18 protein-coding genes are annotated in these 19,861 nt (G+C 43.3%); 7 read left to right on the top strand and 11 right to left on the bottom strand.

Annotated features, from left to right (window positions below):
* Positions 1-46: 46 nt before the first annotated feature.
* From NYR53_RS12570 to NYR53_RS12545, 6 genes are all read right to left on the bottom strand, one after another.
* Positions 47-1,114, bottom strand: coding sequence for a sensor histidine kinase (locus tag NYR53_RS12570; protein WP_261305482.1), 1,068 nt, complete (start codon positions 1,112-1,114; stop codon positions 47-49).
* Complete coding sequence (locus tag NYR53_RS12565; protein WP_261305481.1) at positions 1,111-1,806, bottom strand: response regulator; 696 nt, start codon at positions 1,804-1,806, stop codon at positions 1,111-1,113. Before NYR53_RS12565 ends, NYR53_RS12570 begins: the two co-directional genes overlap by 4 nt.
* An 18-nt stretch (positions 1,807-1,824) precedes the next feature.
* A complete protein-coding gene (locus NYR53_RS12560; RefSeq protein WP_261305480.1) occupies positions 1,825-2,445 on the bottom strand; it encodes an NAD(P)/FAD-dependent oxidoreductase in 621 nt (206 codons plus the stop codon).
* 27 nt (positions 2,446-2,472) lie between these two features.
* Positions 2,473-4,899 (bottom strand): heavy metal translocating P-type ATPase, encoded by a 2,427-nt coding sequence (locus tag NYR53_RS12555; RefSeq protein ID WP_261305479.1) that lies wholly within the window; start codon positions 4,897-4,899, stop codon positions 2,473-2,475.
* A gap of 94 nt (positions 4,900-4,993) precedes the next feature.
* The gene (copZ, locus tag NYR53_RS12550) at positions 4,994-5,197 is read right to left on the bottom strand and encodes a copper chaperone CopZ (protein ID WP_171688992.1); all 204 of its coding nucleotides are present in this window, start codon (positions 5,195-5,197) and stop codon (positions 4,994-4,996) included.
* A 17-nt stretch (positions 5,198-5,214) separates the two neighbouring features.
* Positions 5,215-5,547, bottom strand: coding sequence for a metal-sensitive transcriptional regulator (locus NYR53_RS12545; protein ID WP_261305478.1), 333 nt, complete (start codon positions 5,545-5,547; stop codon positions 5,215-5,217).
* 480 nt (positions 5,548-6,027) lie between these two features.
* Here NYR53_RS12545 and NYR53_RS12540 point away from each other — a divergent pair, with 480 nt between their 5' ends.
* The gene (locus NYR53_RS12540) at positions 6,028-6,459 is read left to right on the top strand and encodes a helical membrane plugin domain-containing protein (RefSeq protein ID WP_261305477.1); all 432 of its coding nucleotides are present in this window, start codon (positions 6,028-6,030) and stop codon (positions 6,457-6,459) included.
* Positions 6,460-6,480: 21 nt separating this feature from the next.
* Positions 6,481-7,662 carry an NAD(P)/FAD-dependent oxidoreductase gene (locus NYR53_RS12535; protein WP_261305476.1) on the top strand — a complete coding sequence of 394 codons (1,182 nt, stop codon included), beginning with the start codon at positions 6,481-6,483 and terminating at the stop codon, positions 7,660-7,662.
* A gap of 778 nt (positions 7,663-8,440) precedes the next feature.
* Here the strand turns inward: NYR53_RS12535 and NYR53_RS12530 are convergent.
* The 3 genes from NYR53_RS12530 to NYR53_RS12525 all read right to left on the bottom strand — a co-directional run bounded on the left by NYR53_RS12530 (position 8,441) and on the right by NYR53_RS12525 (position 10,914).
* Positions 8,441-8,806, bottom strand: a complete 366-nt coding sequence (locus NYR53_RS12530) for a group I truncated hemoglobin (RefSeq protein ID WP_261305475.1) — start codon at positions 8,804-8,806, stop codon at positions 8,441-8,443.
* A 172-nt stretch (positions 8,807-8,978) separates the two neighbouring features.
* On the bottom strand, positions 8,979-9,062 hold the full coding sequence (locus NYR53_RS34440) for a hypothetical protein (protein WP_367618670.1): 84 nt from the start codon (positions 9,060-9,062) through the stop codon (positions 8,979-8,981).
* A 25-nt stretch (positions 9,063-9,087) separates the two neighbouring features.
* Positions 9,088-10,914 carry a UbiD family decarboxylase gene (locus NYR53_RS12525; RefSeq protein ID WP_261305474.1) on the bottom strand — a complete coding sequence of 609 codons (1,827 nt, stop codon included), beginning with the start codon at positions 10,912-10,914 and terminating at the stop codon, positions 9,088-9,090.
* A gap of 363 nt (positions 10,915-11,277) precedes the next feature.
* Here NYR53_RS12525 and NYR53_RS12520 point away from each other — a divergent pair, with 363 nt between their 5' ends.
* The 5 genes from NYR53_RS12520 (at position 11,278) to NYR53_RS12500 (ending at position 17,442) form a co-directional block, all read left to right on the top strand.
* The gene (locus NYR53_RS12520; RefSeq protein WP_261305473.1) at positions 11,278-12,594 is read left to right on the top strand and encodes a spore germination protein; all 1,317 of its coding nucleotides are present in this window, start codon (positions 11,278-11,280) and stop codon (positions 12,592-12,594) included.
* Complete coding sequence (locus NYR53_RS12515; protein WP_261305472.1) at positions 12,591-13,673, top strand: GerAB/ArcD/ProY family transporter; 1,083 nt, start codon at positions 12,591-12,593, stop codon at positions 13,671-13,673. The genes NYR53_RS12520 and NYR53_RS12515 overlap by 4 nt, the downstream gene beginning before the upstream one ends.
* A complete protein-coding gene (locus NYR53_RS12510) occupies positions 13,660-14,709 on the top strand; it encodes a Ger(x)C family spore germination protein (protein ID WP_261305471.1) in 1,050 nt (349 codons plus the stop codon). The genes NYR53_RS12515 and NYR53_RS12510 overlap by 14 nt, the downstream gene beginning before the upstream one ends.
* 358 nt (positions 14,710-15,067) lie before the next feature.
* Positions 15,068-16,417: a cytochrome ubiquinol oxidase subunit I gene (locus NYR53_RS12505; RefSeq protein WP_261305470.1), complete on the top strand. Its 1,350-nt coding sequence runs from the start codon at positions 15,068-15,070 to the stop codon at positions 16,415-16,417.
* Positions 16,414-17,442, top strand: coding sequence for a cytochrome d ubiquinol oxidase subunit II (locus NYR53_RS12500; protein ID WP_261305469.1), 1,029 nt, complete (start codon positions 16,414-16,416; stop codon positions 17,440-17,442). Before NYR53_RS12505 ends, NYR53_RS12500 begins: the two co-directional genes overlap by 4 nt.
* 239 nt (positions 17,443-17,681) lie before the next feature.
* Here the strand turns inward: NYR53_RS12500 and NYR53_RS12495 are convergent, their stop codons facing one another.
* Together NYR53_RS12495 and NYR53_RS12490 are read right to left on the bottom strand one after the other, a co-directional pair.
* Positions 17,682-18,488 carry a transporter substrate-binding domain-containing protein gene (locus tag NYR53_RS12495; protein ID WP_261305468.1) on the bottom strand — a complete coding sequence of 269 codons (807 nt, stop codon included), beginning with the start codon at positions 18,486-18,488 and terminating at the stop codon, positions 17,682-17,684.
* Positions 18,489-18,632: 144 nt separating this feature from the next.
* A complete protein-coding gene (locus NYR53_RS12490) occupies positions 18,633-19,841 on the bottom strand; it encodes a ZIP family metal transporter (RefSeq protein ID WP_261305467.1) in 1,209 nt (402 codons plus the stop codon).
* Positions 19,842-19,861: the final 20 nt, after the last annotated feature.

Below are 19,861 nucleotides of genomic sequence, written 5' to 3'. Positions count from 1 at the left end.
TCACCTTATTATAAAAGGTACTTGTGTAGATCTTGTGTAGATAGCACTAAATCTTAGGGAAATGTATCTCTACAGATGTTCCTTCACCGACCCGACTTTCCATTCGAATGGTTCCTCCATGAGCTTCCACCAATTTTTTTACAATCGTTAATCCGATCCCACTCCCTCCTGATTTACGATCGCGGGATTTTTCTACCCGATAAAAACGTTCAAATACAAAGCGCAGATCATCTTCGTTCATACCAATCCCAGTATCCGATATATGAATAACCACCGCTTGTTCTTCTTCCTTCACTTCGACAGATACTTTTCCCCCTTGAGGCGTAAACTTTAGCGCATTCGTTAAAAGGTTCACCATAATTTGACTCAAACGCTGCCTATCTAAGGTAGATTCAACGTTCGTTAATCCTTCAAAAAAAAGCTTAACTCCCTTTTGATCAAAAGAATCCCTGCTCGCTTCGATATTCCGATGAACAATGGCAGAAACATTTTCTTTATGCAGCTTCAGCTTGAAATGTGGGGACTCCATTTCCGTTAACTTCTCTAAATCACCAACAAGGAACCGCAAACGTTCTATCTCTTCATGGCAAGACTCTAGGCGATGGGGAGTTGGCGCCCATACACCGTCAATCATCGCTTCCATATGGCTTTTAAGTGTTGCAAGCGGCGTTCTTAACTCATGAGCCACATCAGCAGTCATTGTTTTACGTAACTGCTCCTGGTGCATGAGCTGTTCAGCGAGATGATTAAGGGAACCGCCTAGATCGGCGATCTCGTCATTGCCTTTGACTGTCGCTCTTGCTCCAAGTTCTCCGCCTGCCATTCGCTCTGCGACCTTCTTCATGTGTATCAGCGGGGCTGTAAGCCTTCTAGCAACAAACAGACTTAACAGAACTGAGAGCAAGATACCCAAGATGGCAGACCAGAGAACAGACTGTACTAATGCCTGCTCAAAATGGGTATCAAATGCAGGAGCGTTCATATCCATAGCTTGGTGCTGATACAAGGAGAAGTGGTAGTGTGTCTCTAAAATAAACGCTATGGTTGCGATGAGCAAAACACCGGAGGCTACGCCAATAAATGCGATGACGATACGAGCGTATAATCCTTTCATGTTGCTTCGCCTCCCGTAAATCGGTAACCTACGGAAAAGACGGTACCGATGTATTGAGGCTTTTTGGGATCAGATTCTATTTTTTGACGGAGGTTTTTGACATGCTGATCGATTGAGCGTGTGTCACCTTCAAAATCAAAACCGAGTACTTTTTCAATTAATTCCTCCCGTGTAAACGTTCGATTTGGATAATGTGCCAGATTCAGCAGCAATTTATATTCATTTGGAGTCAGACTTATCAGATTCCCAGATTTATAAACTTCATGTTTCATCGGTCGAATGACAAGATCGTCATTCTGAAACGAGATGATTTCAGCAAGAAGCGTATCATCTTGCGTACGGCGTAAAATAGCTTTTACTCTTGCTGTTAATTCACGTGGGCTGAATGGCTTCATGACATAATCATCGGCACCAAGTGTTAATCCTTGGACGCGGTCATCTTCAGAAACTTTCGCTGTTAGCATGATGACAGGAACAGGAGAAAACTGTCGTATCACTCTGCATACATGTTCCCCGGACATGTCCGGCAGCATCAGATCCAAAATAAGAAGATCAACATTTCCGCCGCGAATGAGTTCAAGCGCTTTACTGCCAGTTCCAGCCTCAACAGTTTGATATCCTTCGGATTGCAAATAGGATACAACAACTTCACGAATCTTTTCTTCATCATCAACGATTAAAATTGTCTTCATTTATGAAGCAAACCTCCGTTACCCTTGCTCTGCAATGGCCTCACGCAATGCATCGATTGTTACCCGATTGATAAATTTAGAAAACTTTTCTTTCGCTTTGCCGTGAGCCTGAAAATGATGGATGAGTCTTTGAACCAATGGAATTAGTTTATTGGCATGAACATCGCTTACTAGCAAGACTGCAAACGCAGGTTTTAACGATTTGGGCTCACCGCCGATATAAATATCAAACGTATCTCTCATTTTGACCACACCGATATCTTTCAAAAGCGGTTCGCTCGTTCCGAGCGCACAACCCGCATAGCCGATTTTTAAAGGTGTCGGCGTTTCGATCCCTGAGATCGCTTTGTTTAACGCCTCAGCCATTTCAAGCCCTGCATCTTGAGCCCCACGGCAAAAGTTACACGTAATAAGGCTTTTGGTCACTAAGCCTATAGGATATATTTCTAAGCCGATTCTGGATAACTCTAGCTTCACTTCATCAACTCGATCTTCTTGCATTTCAACATATAATTGTTTAAATGTCGTTAACTCTATTTTAGCTTCCTCACCGACGATCGATCCAAGAACAGCCAATTGTTCTGGTTTAAATAAGGTTCCCCCCGTTTGAAACCCTGGGGTAACGGCAAATTTCATCATCTGCGTGTCTTCCCCTCCCATGCCCGATTATAATTTCATTCGTTGCAAGCGTAAGGCATTTAACACAACGGATACCGAGCTTAGCGCCATTGCAGCACCAGCTACCCAGGGAGCCAAAAGTCCAAGAGCCGCAATCGGAATCCCAAGTGTATTGTAACCGAGTGCCCAGAACAGGTTCTGTTTAATGTTCGTCATCGTTTTACGGCTCATATAAATGGCATCTGTAATGCTTGTGAGTTCTCCGCGCATTAGTGTCACGTCCGCTGCTTCCATCGCAATGTCAGTGCCGGTACCAATAGCAATGCCGACGTCTGCAGTAGCAAGAGCAGGAGCATCGTTGATACCATCACCCACCATTGCGACTATCTTTCCTTGTGCTTGCCGTTTCTTCACTTCTTCGGCTTTGCCTTCCGGAAGAACTTCTGCGAGAACATGATCGATGCCAACTTGCTGCGCTATGGCATGTGCTGTTCGCTGGTTATCACCTGTCATCATGATGACTTCGATGCCCATTTGTTTTAAACGAGCGACAGCTTCTCTCGACGTATCTTTGATCGTATCCGCTACGGCTACCATGCCTGTGTACTTGTTATCTACTGCTACGAGCATAGTCGTTTTACCATTGGATTCGAGCCTTTCCATTTCTGTAACTGCTTTACCGAAGTCAATGGCTTCTCGCTGCAGAAGCTTACGGGTTCCAACCAGTACTTCCTTGCCTTCTACGAAGGCTCGAATTCCGTAACCAGGAATAGCTTCGAATTGCTCAGTGGTGGTTAGCGTTATGCCTTTAGCCACAATTCCTGCCACGATCGCCTCAGCAAGCGGATGCTCAGATTGTTTTTCAGCAGAGCCGATTAAGCGAAGAGCTGTCTCTTCATCCATGTTTTCAATTTGAAAGTCGGTAAGTTCCGGTTTGCCTTTCGTTACCGTACCCGTTTTATCAAGTACAATAATTTGCACTTTTTGCATCGATTCTAAATGTTCTCCACCCTTAAACAGGATGCCAAATTCCGCCGCGCGACCGGATCCGGCCATAATCGAAGTTGGTGTTGCAAGACCTAGAGCACAAGGGCAAGCAATGACAAGAACAGCAATGGCCTTTTCCAGCGCAGTTGCAAATTCACCAGGAGCAACCCAAATAAACCATACCAGAAAAGTAACAACAGCAATTCCTACAACAATCGGGACAAAGATACCCGAGATCACATCAGCGATACGTTGAATAGGTGCTTTAGAGCCTTGGGCTTCTTCCACAACTTTAATAATTTGAGCAAGAGCTGTCTCTTGACCAACACGAGTTGCTTTAATTTTCAAACCGCCGTTTTTATTAACAGTAGCGCCAATAACGGCGTCACCGATTTTCTTCTGGGCAGGGATACTCTCACCCGTAAGCATGGATTCATCAACTGCGGACAAACCGTCTACAACTTCACCATCGACGGGAATTTTCTCACCCGGTTTGACAAGCACAATGTCCCCGATGACAACTTCTTCAACCGGTATCGACTCTTCTTGACCATTCCGAATGACTAACGCTGTTTTCGCTTGAAGCCCCATCAATTTCTTGATGGCTTCAGAGGTTCGCCCTTTTGCCAACACTTCAAACAGTTTCCCTAAAATAATCAAAGTAATAAGAATCGCGCTTGTTTCGTAATACATATCGGGCGCATGGTGATGAGCATCAGCAGAAGCTGCCCATTGCAGTGTTAGGTATAAACTATAGAAGTACGCAGCTGATGTTCCAAGGGAAACAAGCACATCCATATTGGCGCTTTTATTGCGAAGTGCTTTATATGCTCCCACGTAAAACTGACTACCAATAATGAATTGTACCGGTGTGGCAAGAACAAGCTGTACCCAAGGATTCATCAAGAACTCTGGCAGGTAAATCCACGATGTAAAAGTAAAGTGACTCACCATGGCCCACAGAAGCGGCAGCGAAAGAATTGCCGATACAGCTAGCTGTATTTTCTTGTGCCGTATCTCCTTTTGCTTATAATCGCCTTTAGCAGCCACTTCCTCTTTACGTATGGCTTTATATCCGAGTTGATCAACTTTGTTAACCATATCGCTTATCGAAACTTCGGCTGCGCTAAACTCAACATGAGCAGTTTCTAATGCAAGGTTAACAGTAGCTTTGCTAACACCTGGCATTTTATTTAACCCTTTCTCAATACGAGTCGAGCACGCGGCGCAGGTCATACCAACGATATTAAAATCGACTGTTTCCTTTACCGTGCTGTAACCCAGATCCAGTATTTTCTCTTCCATGGCCGATACACTGATTTGATTCGGATTATACGTTACTGAAGCTTTCTCAAGTGCAAAATTCACGTTAGCTTCTGCAACACCTTCTAATTTCTTCAAGCCTTTTTCTATTCGGTTCGCGCATGCCGCACAAGTCATTCCCGCAATTTGCAGACTCGCTTGTTGCTGCTCTAATGGTTTTGCCATTGCAGTCCCTCCAGCCTCTAAATACCCCCAAGGGGTATATTTTTTTAAAAAAAAATAAGTGTTACATGGAGCCGCATGAAGCGGCTCATTATCTTTATTTCGCAACGTCATAACCTTGTTCTTCAATCGCTTCTTTAATAGCGTCCAAAGAAACTTTAGACTCATCGAAATCTACAGTAACGGAGCCACCACTCAAATCAACTTTGCCGGAAGCACCAAGTTTCTTGACTGCGCCCTCAACGGAATTCACGCAATGCCCGCAGGACATACCTTCAACTTTAAGTGTAACTGTTTGCATATCAAATCTCTCCCTTATTATTTCATTAATTTATTCATGGTAACCATGAGTTCTTTAATAACCTCATTATCGCCTTCTTGAATGCGTTCGATCACACAGCTGTTTAGATGATGTTCGAGAAGCAGTTTCCCAACCCCGTTTAAAGCGGATTGAACCGCGGCAATTTGATTTAACACATCGTCGCAATACGTATCCTTCTCAATAAGACCTTTCACACCGCGAATTTGTCCTTCGATGCGATTAAGCCTAGAAATCAAATTGTTTTTTGTTTTATCAGAATGATGACTTTTTCGATCACTGCCCGAATGACAACTGTTCTCATTTATTTCTTGGTTATCATGTTGTTCCATTGCATTTCCTCCTCACATTCAGAATATACCATACCCCCATACCCTATATCAAGTGATATTTCAATTATTTTCAATTTTTTTTTAGAAAGAAACAGAATGCGCGCGGTAAATTTTTAAGTTCGTTATATCTTCATTTTCATTGTATATTGATCGCCTTCATTTTGGTTTTGTTTAGACTTATCCACTGCAAATGTTGCTATTACGGCGATTAATGAAATAGAAAGCTTTCTCACTACTCTTCCTTATTTACAAAAAAGTATGCCGGACCTATCATGTTCACGAAATTGAAATATTTTCATTTTAATATTTATCGCAAAAAGGTGTAAAATATTTAAATACGGTTTAATCCAATTGTGTCGATGTTGATTGATATTTTGTTATGTGAAAAATGTTACAATCATTTTTTCGAAAACGAAGTTACCGTTTCGTACACATTGTGACAGTACCCGATTTTTTTCAACGCAAAGGAGGATTTTTCATATGTCACAGACATCTGCTGTTCAAGAAGTAGCAGCAACGCTTGCTGCGGAACCAAAAACGTTAGACGTACTTGACCAATTATTGAAGCCTGAGGTGCAGCAATCTCTGACTGTATTGGTCGATAACCTGCCTAAATTAGCTGAAATGGTGACTGTCTTAACCAAAGCCTACGATTTCGCGCAAAGCATTGCCACAGACAAAGTTCTGATCAACGATTTTGCCCAAGGTATTGGGGAATTCGTCAAACCTGTGCAAGAAAAGGCAAAAGACATTGCATCGGCAGCGATTGAGGCTGGCGAACGCTCACAGGCTGAGGCAGGAACAACCATCGGTCTTTTCGGGATGCTAAAAATGCTGAAAGATCCTGAAGTGCAGAAGACACTTCGTTTTGCTCAAGCATTCTTGAACGTACTCTCTGAGCGCAAAAATTAATACGGACAAGGGATGATAACGATGGCTAAACAAATACTTATTCTTGGTGGCGGTTACGGCGGTCTACTAACCGCATTGACAGCACGTAAACATTTGACGGCTGCAGAAGCCAATATTACGATCATCAACCGCTTTCCAACACACCAAATTATTACGGAATTGCATCGTTTGGCTGGTGGTACTATCAAAGAACAAGCTGTTGCGCTTCCGCTTCAAAAACTGCTAGGCGACAAAGCTGTGAATATCGTTGTCGACACCATTAAGGAAATTAAGCCAAATGAGAAGCAAGTCCTTACAAGCAGCGGCGCCTTACATACGTACGATGCGCTGGTCGTTGCGTTAGGTAGCGAAACTAATTACTTCGGCATTCCAGGTCTGGAAGAGAACAGTCTTATTCTCAAATCTGCAGCTGATGCTAACCGTATTCGCGAACATGTTGAAGCTCGTCTAGACGCTTATAAGGCTACCGGCAATAAAGCAGATGCAAACATCGTAGTTGGCGGCGGCGGTTTAACAGGCGTTGAGCTTGTTGGCGAATTCGCTGATAAGCTGCCTGAAGTTTGCCGCAGCAAAGGCATCGATTTTAGCGATATTTCGATCTATTGCGTTGAAGCGGGCCCAGCCATCCTTCCGGTATTCCCTCCAGTACTGATTGAGCGCGCGGTAACGAGCCTTGAGAAACGCGGCGTTACTTTCCTGACAGGTGTCGCGATTACAGAAGCAACGAAAAATTCGGTATCGCTTAAAAGCGGTCAAACCATCGAGTCGAACACGATTATTTGGACTGGCGGCGTCAAAGGCAACCACGTTGTTGCAAGCTGCGGAATCGCTGAAGATCGTGGCCGTGCTACCGTGACACCGACGCTGCAATCCACATCCCACTCCGATATCTTCCTTGCAGGCGATTGCGCGGTTGTATTCCCTGAAGGCAGTGAAAGACCTTACCCTCCTACTGCTCAGCTTGCTTGGCAGATGGGTGAAACCGTCGGTTACAACCTGTCCGTTCAGCTCAAAGGCGGCGTCATGGATAAGTTCATACCGGTATTCTCCGGAACACTCGGCAGCTTGGGCCGTAAAGACGGCATAGGCACTATCGGCGGAAATAACACGAAGCTAAAAGGCTTACCGGCTTCGCTTATGAAAGAAGCGAGCAACGTTCGCTATCTGTCCCACATTCATGGTCTATTCGCTTTAGCCTATTAAGATACCAAAACAAAAGATGTCCCACTGCCTCTTATGGCTAAGTGGGACATCTTTTGTTCACATTTTATCCGCTCAGCCCCTTAGTGTACCGATATGATTGGAGCCTTAAAAGGAAGGCTTTGATTCATTCCGTGTGCCTCATCACAACGGGGTTAAGGCAAATAGGCTGCAGCGATTACCAATGATGTAAATACTGCAACAATTCATGTGCCAAATGGCCATTTAGTTCGTTGAAGTTGCAGAACGTACAACATTTTAGACCTTTTTACAATATCAAGCTAAAAATCATAGAAGGTGTAATCTTCGCTTAGCCCAAAACCCCAAACATATAATTGTTTATATCTCAAAATAGGTTTTATCAAAAATTTTCCATTGGTGTGAAACCTCAGCTGACTCTGAGGGACCTGTGGCATCTCCTGAATCCATCCGATCAAAATCCCATGCAACATCAAGTTGTATCTTTTCGGTCCAGCCCGGACCTGCAAAAAGTACATCTTATTTTAAATAATTTGCCGTTTTCAAGGTGCTTACCTGTAAAACCTGCATCTCATTTGCTCGAAAATCGCCAACAGTGAATAAAACGATCGGTTTAGATGTAACTTTTGCAGGTCATCCCCTATAATTCTATCTATTGTCTGCATTATCGTGTATAAAATGCAGGTTGTTCATCCTCTGACAGAAGGCAGTTACTTGCGGAAACTGTGGCTTCTTCTTTTGTTTTTTCCTTTTTGCTTCCCAGCAAAAAGGAACAGGACATTTAGCACCTGTTCCCTATTTTTCATTTATACAGAATATCATCTTTTAATGGCGCAACATGACTTAAGGCTTCTGAGATATCAGATTCACTAACTTGAAAATGAGCGAGCGCATCATGAAGATGCTTAACAATGGCAGAAAAATGTTCTGGTTGAATATTCATACCCTCATGTGCTTTAGCCATCGATGATCCTGAATATTGGTTAGGACCACCTAATGCGAAACTAATAAACTTGGTCTGATGCTTTCGTTGTTTCTCCATGTCCGTGTCAAGGAAAAACTTTTCAACCGTCTTATCTGCTAAAACTAGCGTGTAAAAGTAATCGACCACTTTGGAGATTACCTCTTCCCCACCTAATTTATCATATAGCGTTTCTTTGGTTTGCATATTTACAACTCCCTTGACAAATTTTGATCATGGATATATTTTACACAAGATAATCATTTTATCCACTTCAATGGCTGACTGCATTAATAAATATCACGGTTTATTTTCTTTACATAAGAGGCACGAAATAAAAAAACGACCTTCATGCCATTTTTTGGGATGAGGGGGTCGTCTATTCATTATCTAAGCAGGCTTGTGTGGTTGTTTTTTCTATCCTTGAAACATTACTCCGCGAAATCCCCAGCTCTTTCGCAATCTCTCACTGCGTTCGCTTTGCTTCGTTACAGCACGCCATTCAAGCTGCCACCGGTGGCAAACAGCCGGTTGATTCTCTTTTCAATCGCCGGATCGGAGACAAGCGGTGGGGCGTGATGTGGTTTCGTCCGAGCGTCGATAATGACGTTGTCGCAACCCCAATGCTTGAACACGAACCCGTCATTCACCCCGTAAATATCATGGGACGGATTGCTCCGGGTAAAGGTAATCCACAGGAAGTTGGCTAACGACGCGCCGACAAAGGAACTGTCGTCACAAAGTACAATCAGCGGGCATTCCGGCATTGGCCCGCGCGCGCCTATCGCTTCCGTTAGTTCGCGAAGTTGCTGATTGGCATCCGCGTAATTACTGAATGACGGTCCCTCCAGTGCGACGACGCCCGGCAGAACGAGCAACGGGTTGCCGTAATCCCGCAGTCCCCGAAGCTGCTCTGGCAAGTTGTTACATAGCTCACGCTTCTTGTCTCCGCAGGCAGCGAATACGACTTTGCTTCCCTGGTTTAGACCACTACCAGAATAATCCAACGTATCGATTGTCGTGTTTGTTTGGAAATGAAGATCGCGCCTGAGGTCGATCCGCTCTAGTACGTACGCTAGAAATTCCGCTTCCTGATATGTGCTGAGCGGCTGTCTTTCTTCAGCCGTGATAAACAAATATTTAGCAAGACTGAGTTGTCCCGTCCCGAGAATCCGGTTCGCAATCGTAAGCAGTTCGGACGGCTGCTGCACCTTGGTGTAAGGGGTGTAGCGTTCGGTGCCGATCGCGAACAACAGTGGGTGAACGCCCGCGACATCGACGGCGTGAACCTCCTTCACACCCGGCACCTCCTGTTTTACAGCATCGCCGGTTAATTCGTGAATGAGCGCCCCAAACGCAGTGTCCTCCTGGGGGGGCCTGCCGACGACAGTAAACGGCCAGATCGCGTTCTGCTTTGCATACACCTTTTTGACGCGCATCAATGGAAACGGATGGACCAAGCTGTAGTAGCCGAGATGGTCACCGAAGGGTCCTTCAGCTTTCGTCTCGCCGGGATGAATCTCTCCCGTAATGACGAAGTCGGCGTCGTGACTGATGCAAAATCCATCCGAATAACCGTATCGGAAGCGGCGGCCTGCAAGCAGACCTGCGAATGTCAGCTCGCTTAAACCTTCCGGGAGCGGCATGATGGCCGACAGGGAATGGGCTGGTGGTCCGCCAACAAAGATGCTTACTTTAAGCGGTTCTCCCTTACGGTTCGCTTTATGCTGGTGAACGCCAATGCCGCGGTGAATTTGGTAATGCAGGCCGATTTCCTTATTCGTCGCATAGTCATTACCAGTCAGTTGTATCCGGTACATCCCCAAGTTCGCGTTCATAATCCCAGGATTATCGGGGTCTTCGGTATAAACTTGCGGCAGCGTGACGAAAGCCCCTCCATCCATTGGCCAGTGCTTAATCAATGGAAGATCGGTTATCGCTACTTCCTTAAAGCCGGAAACACTACCTCCATGCTGAAGCGGCAGTGCCTTTGTTGCAGCTATCGCCGCACTAACATGCCGAATTGGCTGCCTCAACGCCCTCATTGGATCGTTGCGCAGAGCGATGACGCTCTGTGTTGATTTCCAGGTCTGCCTAAAAATAAACTTACTTCGCTCCAGTGAGCCGAACAGGTTTGAAACCGCTCTGTATCTAGTTCCTTTCAGATTCTCGAACAAGAGGGCCGGACCTCCGGCATTGAACACACGCAGGTGAATTGCAGCGATTTCCAATTCGGGGTCCACTTCTTCCCGGATCCGGACGAGATGGCCATTCCGTTCAAGGTCGTTTACACATGCTTCCAACGTTGGGTACATCTTTAGTTTACTCCTATCATTTCATCGAATTGCTACGGAATATAGAAACTTACATAACCTTATTTTACACTAGGAGATGCGATTACGCTAAACCAGCTAATAGCCTCAGGGTTGTCCCTAATATAAAAATGCTTATCCTTTACTTTTCCCCTTTGAAATTGCCTGCCCATTACACTGGATTCATAATGTTCTCCCCCGGTATCCCTCCGATTTTACAGCTTGGAATATTGTGCAGGGACGGTGTGGCTCACCGTCCTTTTTACAATGATAGCGGTTGTGAGTTGGTAGACGGCTTGAACCTGCATAATCATTCCATTTGCTGGAAACAATAGGGCTACACGTTACTTGAAGGGGCATGGTTTCATGGGCAATTTCGTTCAGGAAATGAAATCCACATTCGCCGAGCATGATGATTTTTTCATTCACGAAGAGCAATTTGATCATACGGCGATTTTTCTTATAGGATTTAATTCGCTCATCAATTTTTCCAAGTCCAATTTATACGTTCGGCAAATGGCGGAATTATCTGGTTCCGTTGATGAACTATTTACGAACCTCAGTGATCAGCATGATGTTGATGCTAAACAAATCATAAGGGCCGTTCTAGAAGGCAAATTGGTCATCTTAACAGGAGATGATCAACGTAACGCCATTGTGGAACCCGTCCCCCAAAATCTGAGGAGAAGCATTGAAGAGCCCAAAAATGAAAGCCCTGTTCAAGGTCCTTTGGACGCCTTTGGAGAGGATATTGATATTAACATAGGACTGATCCGAATGAGACTGGGCACTGAGCGTCTGATCCATAGCTCATATCAAGTCGGAGAGCTGCCAAAGCGAAGGATTTCCATGCTTTATCTTAAAGGAAAAGCTCCGGATGAACTTATTGAAAAAATAGACCAGAAGTTGAAACAAGCTCACTCAGATATTGAAACGATAAATGACCTGAATATTCTTTTTGGTGCCCACAAATTTGTACCTGTCAGTCATTTCTCCATAACTGAACTTCCGCTACAAGCCGTCTATTCGTTAAAACGGAACAGAGTCGTTCTCTTTTTGGACAATACTCCCTACGCTTTTGTTCTTCCGCATCTGTTCTGGGATATGTTGTCCACTGCAAACGATCGCAATTTCCATGTCAGTTTCACATATTTGATTCGAACCCTCAGGGGATTGGGGATATTGTGCAATCTCATCCTTCCCGCTTTATATATTGCCATAACGTCAGTCAATCCTGAAATATTGAAAATAGACCTCGCCTTGTTTGTCGCAGAAAGCAGAGAAGGCATTCCGCTAGCACCCTTATTTGAAACCCTTGCTATGGTCGTATTAGTTGATTTAGTGACTGAAGCGATTATCAGACTCCCCAAAACCGTAGGACCGACCGTTACGATGGTTGGAGGAGTCATACTAGGCCAAGGGGTCGTGGAAGCGAAATTGGTCAGTAATTTATTGGTCATTGTCATCACCGCAATGTTGATTTCAGGTTCAGCAATCGTTGGAGTTCAAAACTCGTTGTACATTCGTACGCTAAAATACTTTATTTTAATTTCGGCATCCGTTTTCGGCATACTGGGTATATGTACCGGATTATTATTTGTATGCATAATTCTGGCAAGTTTTAAGACATGCGATATTCCGTATATGGCATTTCGGATAACGGAAAAGGGGGATGCCAAGTGAACCATAGGGTACAACTTGGAATGTTGGTTTGTGTCATGAGTGGGGGCTTCGTTTTTTTGCAGTATCCCAAAATCATAAATTCGATCACGGTAGGTGGTCATTGGGTAGTGATTCTTTGTACAGGATTGCTGCAAATGGTATTTACGCTGATCTACAAAAAAGGGTTGGATTATTTTCCGAAAAAGGATGTGATCGATATATTTAGGCAAATGGGAAAGTGGGCTGCATGCATCGTGCTTGTCCCTTTGGCATTTGTTCTCACAGCAATGGTTGGATTCGGCCTTCGCGCCCACAGCGATGCAACTATAGCAATTTTTTTGAATCGGACTCCTTCTTGGGCGGTTCTGGCTGTTTTCGTTTTCCTAGCTGCTTTTGCAGCAGTAAAAGGGTTGGAAACGATGATGCGTGCTTCTGTCATTGTATTCATTATCGTTAATTCATTGGTATTGTTCATAGCATTTACTGTAATCATCAATTTTGATGTACATAATGCTTCACCCGTTTTGCCTACATCTCCAAAATTTTTATTGAACACAAAGTTTTACTATCTATCGGGTTTTTCAGCGTTATTATTTATAGGCTTCGTGCCTTCCGAAAACAATATGAAATACGGTCAACTGTTTATGGTATGTACCTATGTGACGTTGCTCATTCTCCTCATAATTTATCTTCCGATTTTCGTATTTGGACAAGAAACGCTTGTCACGTTTCGTTATCCGGTAGAAGAGGCGGTGAATATCGTTGACTTGAGATGGTTTATATTCAGTCGGCAAACGGTGTTCTTCGGCATCTCATTAATCGGATTCACGATCTTCTTGAATGCCGTAATACTATGGATGACCGGACAAATTATGCAGAAAACGTTCAATTGGCAAAGAACCAAATCTTATTATTGGATCATTGCTTTGGCTCTAATCGCATTTCTTATGGGAGTATATGTCCCAAACCGGGACATGGTTGAAAAACTTTTGGTGTTGAGTACAAATGCTCACGCTTTGTTTATCGTCATCATTACATTTACCATTTTTATCTATGGAGTCTTAGGTAATCTAAGGATGGCGAGTTATGAAAAGAAATAATCGATTCAAACTTTTCATTGTACTTACGGCTTTAACCCTTCTATGTGGTTGTTGGGATGTTAAAGAAATCAATTTACGTACCCCTCCTTTACTCATCGGCATTGCCAAGGGAAACGATGATGAATACAGAGTGACACTGTATATTCCCGTAACGCAAAAAGGTAAAACAACATCAAGAATAGTAACGGGGAAAGGCAATTCAATTTTCAATATTCTGCAACAAATGCAGACAAACTCTGATGATGCCCTCGATTACACACAAGTACAATTCATTCTTATCGAAAACAACTTGGCAGAGAACGAAGAGGAAATGGGTAAACTTTTTCGACTTTTAATGGAGATGGAGCAACTGCCGTCCAAAGCGTTGGTTGCCATTACAGATGAGGGTATTGAGAAAATGCTGTCGAATATTGACAAAGTAACAGGTGCTCAAATTACCTCTATCCATGAATTTTTTAATAAAGGGGAGTGGGCACCAGAGGTTTCGAGTACCCGCATTATGGAATTTTATGGAAGTTTATATTCCTATACGAAGGATATAAACGTTCCGATCGTCATTTCCGGCAAAGAAACAGTATTACGCTTCGAAGGCTCCGCTTTTTTCAAAAAAGAGAAAATGGTGGGACGGATCAACTCAAAGGAAAATCTGCTAGTTAATTTGTTTCATCACCGCAATGTAACAGGCGAGATTGAGAGCCTGGGTTCTGCCGACATGATCGTAAAAAACAGCTCATTGCACATCAAGTCGTCAATGAAAAAGGATGAACCGTTAGTGTCATGCGATTTGAAATTAAAGATACATGTTATGGAAAGAAAAGAGGGCGTGACGGATAAACAGATCCAAGAAGAACTCGAAAAGCAGATCGAAAAGCGGTTTAACAAGATATTCGAACAAGCCCAAGAAAACAAATCAGATATTTTTGGGTTTGGCCAACATTTCCGTAATCAGATTCCATATCAGGAATTAAAAAACTGGAGAGAAGAATATTATCCAAAGCTAAAAGTGAATTTTCAGGTCCATGTAAGCCATTTGTAATTTCAAGAAGCGCCTCCTTATCTTTATCAGAGGCGCTTTTAATAATCCCACTCGATCGTAGCAGGCGGTTTGGAAGTTCTTCAATCTTTATTTTCCCTGATCAGTAAGTGAGTTAATAAAGTTGTAATACATTGTTCAAACCCTATTCACATCTTATGTGAAAAAAATCACATACATGAAGTAAGATAGAAATATATAACAAATCAAATTGAAAACAGAAGGTGATACCCCTTGAATCAAGCTCGAAAACATGAAAAACGATTGATGTACCTGATGTTCGTTGTTGCTTTTGTCATGTTGCTCTCTTTTATTCGCAAGTTTTTTTGAACATGAAAGTTACCAAGGGAGATGAGTCCATATGCCTACCTACGATTCCGTATTTTATAGTCGCATGCTCACTGAGACCACACTGGCATTTCATATTATTTTCGCTACCATCGGCGTTGGTGTTCCAGTCATGATTATGTTAGCTGAGTTAGCCAGCATCAAACGCAAAGATCCCTACTATGCCTTGCTGGCACGAAGATGGGCTCGCGGATTCGTTATCACCGTTGCTATTGGGGTGGTTACGGGTACGGCTATCGGGCTTCAGCTCAGCCTGTTGTGGCCGAAATTCATGGAGATTGCCGGGCAAGCCATTGCGCTTCCGTTGTTTCTGGAAACTTTCGCCTTTTTCATCGAGGCTATCTTCTTAGGGATTTATTTATATACATGGGAACGTTTAAAACCTAAACATCATTTGTTATTACTCGTGCCTGTTGTCATTGGTTCGTCTGCTTCCGCATTTTTTATTACGACTGTGAATGCTTTCATGAATACGCCGCAAGGCTTCACGCTAAAAGATGGCTTGATTACGAATGTACAGCCGATTCTAGCTATGTTTAATCCTTCCATGCCGACCAAGGTGGCACATGTACTTTCCTCTTCCTACATGACCAGCGCGTTTATCTTGGCAGCTGCAGCGGCTTACTCCCTTCTCAGGAAAAAAGGGGACACTTTATATGCTAAGAAAGCTTTAAAACTGACCGTGACTGCCGGTCTCGTGTTCGCCATTACTACGGCAATGATCGGTGATCTATCTGCCAAATTTCTAGCTCATACTCAGCCCGAAAAACTTGCCGCAGCCGAGTGGCATTTTGAAACGACATCGAATGCACCGCTCGTACTGGGTGGCATTTTGACTGAAAATAATGAGGTTAAATATGCGTTGAAAATTCCATATGCACTTAGTATCTTGGCAGGTGGAACTCCCGGAACCGAGGTCAAAGGGCTGAATGAGATTCCGAAGGATCTCCGACCTCCTTTATATGTACATTATTTCTTTGATGCCATGGTTGCTATAGGGATGTTTGTGATAGTCGTTGCCATTTGCCATATGTGGTATGCACGCAAAAAATCCCGTAAACCTTATCCGAGATGGCTTCTAGCGATTATCGTAGTGTGTGGTCCTCTTTCTATGTTAGGCATCCAATGTGGATGGTTTTACGCGGAGGTTGGTCGCCAACCTTGGATTCTGCGTGGTTATATGAAGGTAGCAGATGCCGCTACAACTTCACAAGACGTGGATACGATGTTACTGCTGTTCTGTTTACTTTATCTCGTTTTAGCACTGACTGCTGTAAAAGTATTATCCAAACTTTTTAGAAAAAACGATGTTGCAGATGAACTGATTGCACTTGGTATTTTCGGGGGGAGGACCCCAGAATGAGTCTAGAACTTGTTGGAATTACGGTTTTGTGGATTTTTTTATACGGCTATTTAATTGTAGCATCCATTGACTTTGGTGCAGGTTTCTTCAGTTACTATTCGGTTATCACGATGAAAAAACATATCATTCATAAGATTATTGATCGATATTTGTCTCCCGTCTGGGAAGTTACCAATGTATTCTTAGTTTTCTTCTACATCGGTATGATCGGTTTCTTCCCTGAAACTGCACGTTATTATGGGACCGCGCTACTTGTACCAGGTAGTATGGCTATCATATTGCTAGCCATTCGAGGCGCATACTACGCTTTCAGCAATTATGGTTCCAAAGATAACAAGTGGTACATGCTGCTCTATGGAGCAACGGGCCTACTCATCCCTTCAACCCTTTCTACGGTGCTAACCATTTCTGAGGGTGGAATCATCGTGGAACAGAACGGAACGATTTTGCTAGATTGGAGTAAGCTGCTTGGGAGCCCTTATACTTGGTCGGTCATTTTACTATCCCTAGTCAGCGTTCTCTATATTTCGTCCATGTTCCTTTCCTTCTATGCCTATAGAGCAAAAGACTATCCCGCTTTTGGCATTTTACGAGGCTATGCTCTTGTCTGGAGCGGGCCTACTATTCTAGCAAGTCTGCTTGTTTTTTTCACTATAAACCAGCAAAACCCTGAACATTTCCGCAACATGCTTAACCTTGGCTGGATGTTCGGAGCATCCTTTCTCTGCTTTTTAGTAGCCGTCTACTTCCTTTGGAAACAAATCAAGCTAGGTCTAGCGTTCATTTTGGTACTTTTACAATTTGCTTTTGCTTTCTTTGGTTATGGTAAGGCCCATTTACCGTATCTTTTATTTCCGTACATTTCCATTCACGAAAATTTTACTAACCAAGCAATGGGAACTGCGCTAGTCATTGCCTTTCTTGCAGGGCTTGTTATTCTAATCCCCTCTCTGTTTCTGCTTATGCGTCTATTTCTATTTGATGCTGATTATGTGCAAGGTAAATTGATAAAGAAGGGTGACTAAACTTATGGAAAACATGCTAATCCAATATGCTCCACCGGTATTTGTTATATTATCACTTGTTTTTATGATTCTATGGGTATCAAGAGCTAGTGAAGTCATAGAATATACGGATAAAAAATAACGGAACTAAAGCATGAGCAAGGGGTTGCCCATTATCGAACGATAGTGAGCAACTCCTTTTCTTCCTTCGGTGTTTGTTTAACCACCATAGCGCTTCAACCTTTACGAAGCACTTATGATTATTCGTGTTCAATATCCTTTTCCATCTCGTGTCTAAGCTCTTTTGGCGTTTTTTCTGGTTTACTTCCGAACCACTTTGTATATAGAGCTTCATAGGTTCCATCTTTGGAGACTGCTAGAATGGCCTTATTGATCTTTCCCATGTACATGTTCCGCTTTTTAGCAACGATTGCGTAGCTATCTTTGTTGAATACTTCCCCTACTTTTTTAAATTTTCCATCTGCTGAGTTTTGCACATAATCTTGAATGCTGTGCTCTTCAAAAATCACGGCATCAACGTTTTTATTTTTCAAATCATCGTAGGCGTCGGAGATATCCGCATAGCTTCTTATTTTGATCCCTTGAATTTCACTTGCAAATTGATAAGCAGTGGATCCGTTCCTTGTTGCCACCACTTTCTGGGCCAAGTCATCTTGGCTGTTGATCGTCTCGTTATCTGATGCGGTAAGTATCGCTTCTCCCGATTCAAAATACGGATCTGAATAATCTAATTTGTTCTTGCGGGCATTCGTGATGGTCATTCCGGCGATTGCCAGATCCACATCACCCGATTTTACACTTTTGTTCAACTCACCGTATTCCATATCTACCCATTCATAGTTTATTTTCGCCTTTTTCGCAATGGCTTGCCATAATTCCACTTCGAAGCCTTTCTTCTCTTCCCCCTCTGTATACGTAAAGGGACGGTTGTTTTTCTCAATACCGACTTTGATCGTTTCATCTTTCGAACATCCCGTGAAAGCTAGTGTTACCAAAAGACCGATCAACAGCGTGATCCCCAGCTTGCTTCGAACTTGTATATTCATTGCTTTTTATACCCTCCTTATCAGGTAAACAACGGTATTATTTGTAAATTGTTAACCGGTTATGCAGAAATGACAGCATATATTGTTGTTATTCAGGGGCGTTAAAAAGACCAACCCGCAAAATGTGGATTGGTCTTCTATTCACTAAAATTTAACCATGAGAGCCGTCACATACATAATAAGAATTCCAGCAGTTAGCCCTCCAAAATTAAGCCATGAAACAGGGGAAAGATTTCTTTTATCGGATTCTTTAAGAATCATTTTGGATATGACATAAATAACCTGTAGAATGGCGCCAGCGCCTATACCGAAGAAAAGCGCGGCTAAAGTATCGTTAAAAATAAATCCGCCTACCCATGTGCCAATAATGGCGGGTCCACCCGCGATCAACGCTAAGATGACAAAAGTCTTCCAGTTCGGACGATCTTTAAGCAGTGGGGCCGCGATTCCGACACCTTCCGTGATGTTGTGAAGCGTAAACCCGATGATTAAGAAAGTTCCTAATGCTGCTTCTCCGACCGCAAAAGCGGATCCAATGGCAAGCCCTTCACCAAAATTATGAAGACCAATACCGGTGGCGATTTTGCCCGATACCCTTCTTCCTTCCAAAGAGCTGCTATTTAGCTTGCGTTCATTCGACTGATCTACCGCAATTAGGAAGAGACAACTGAGCAGTGCACCAAACCACACCAATCCAGTACCTTGAAATACACCTGGAGCTTCTGAAGCCATTTCAAACCCTTCTTCAAAGGTATCTATCACAAGAAAAAACAAAAGCCCAATCGTCAATGCGAGAATAGCATGCATCCCTCTAACTGAAAATCTACGTAAAAATGGATACCACATGAGTCCTAACCCAATAGGAACAATTCCTACGTAAAATCCTATTAAGGCATATTGCCAAAAAAGTTTGCCATTGGGTTCAGGTGTTGCGGCTGCGGCAGCAACTTCCCCAGTGAAAATCAATCCATTTGAGGTGATGAGTTTAACTTCATGTGGATCTCCTTGAACCCAAGGGTAAGGGATATTGACAGTGCCCTGTTCAAATCTTTGCAAGGTATCACTTGGTAAGAATTCCGCATTCCAAAAGGCTCCATCCACAACGACTTGGGCGATCGTTACTTCCTCTGGTCCCGAATTAAGCACCTTAAGCTCAATTCCTTCATCGTTAAGCGTTATTTTCTCCACATTCAGAACTTCAATAGGAGCAGCAGGCTCATTTTCGATTCCTGTTCCTACTTTTGCTATGGCAGTGATAATGGCAATTAGCAAAATCAGAGGGAGAATTCCCCATAAGACAGCTTTCAATTTGTTTGTTGGAACCTTATTTTCAGTTTGAACATTAGTATTCATCGTACGCTCACTCCTCCTCT

The sequence above is a fragment of the Paenibacillus andongensis genome (genome assembly GCF_025369935.1).
Taxonomy (GTDB): domain Bacteria; phylum Bacillota; class Bacilli; order Paenibacillales; family NBRC-103111; genus Paenibacillus_E; species Paenibacillus_E andongensis.
This window is presented reverse-complemented; position numbering and strand designations above follow the sequence as displayed.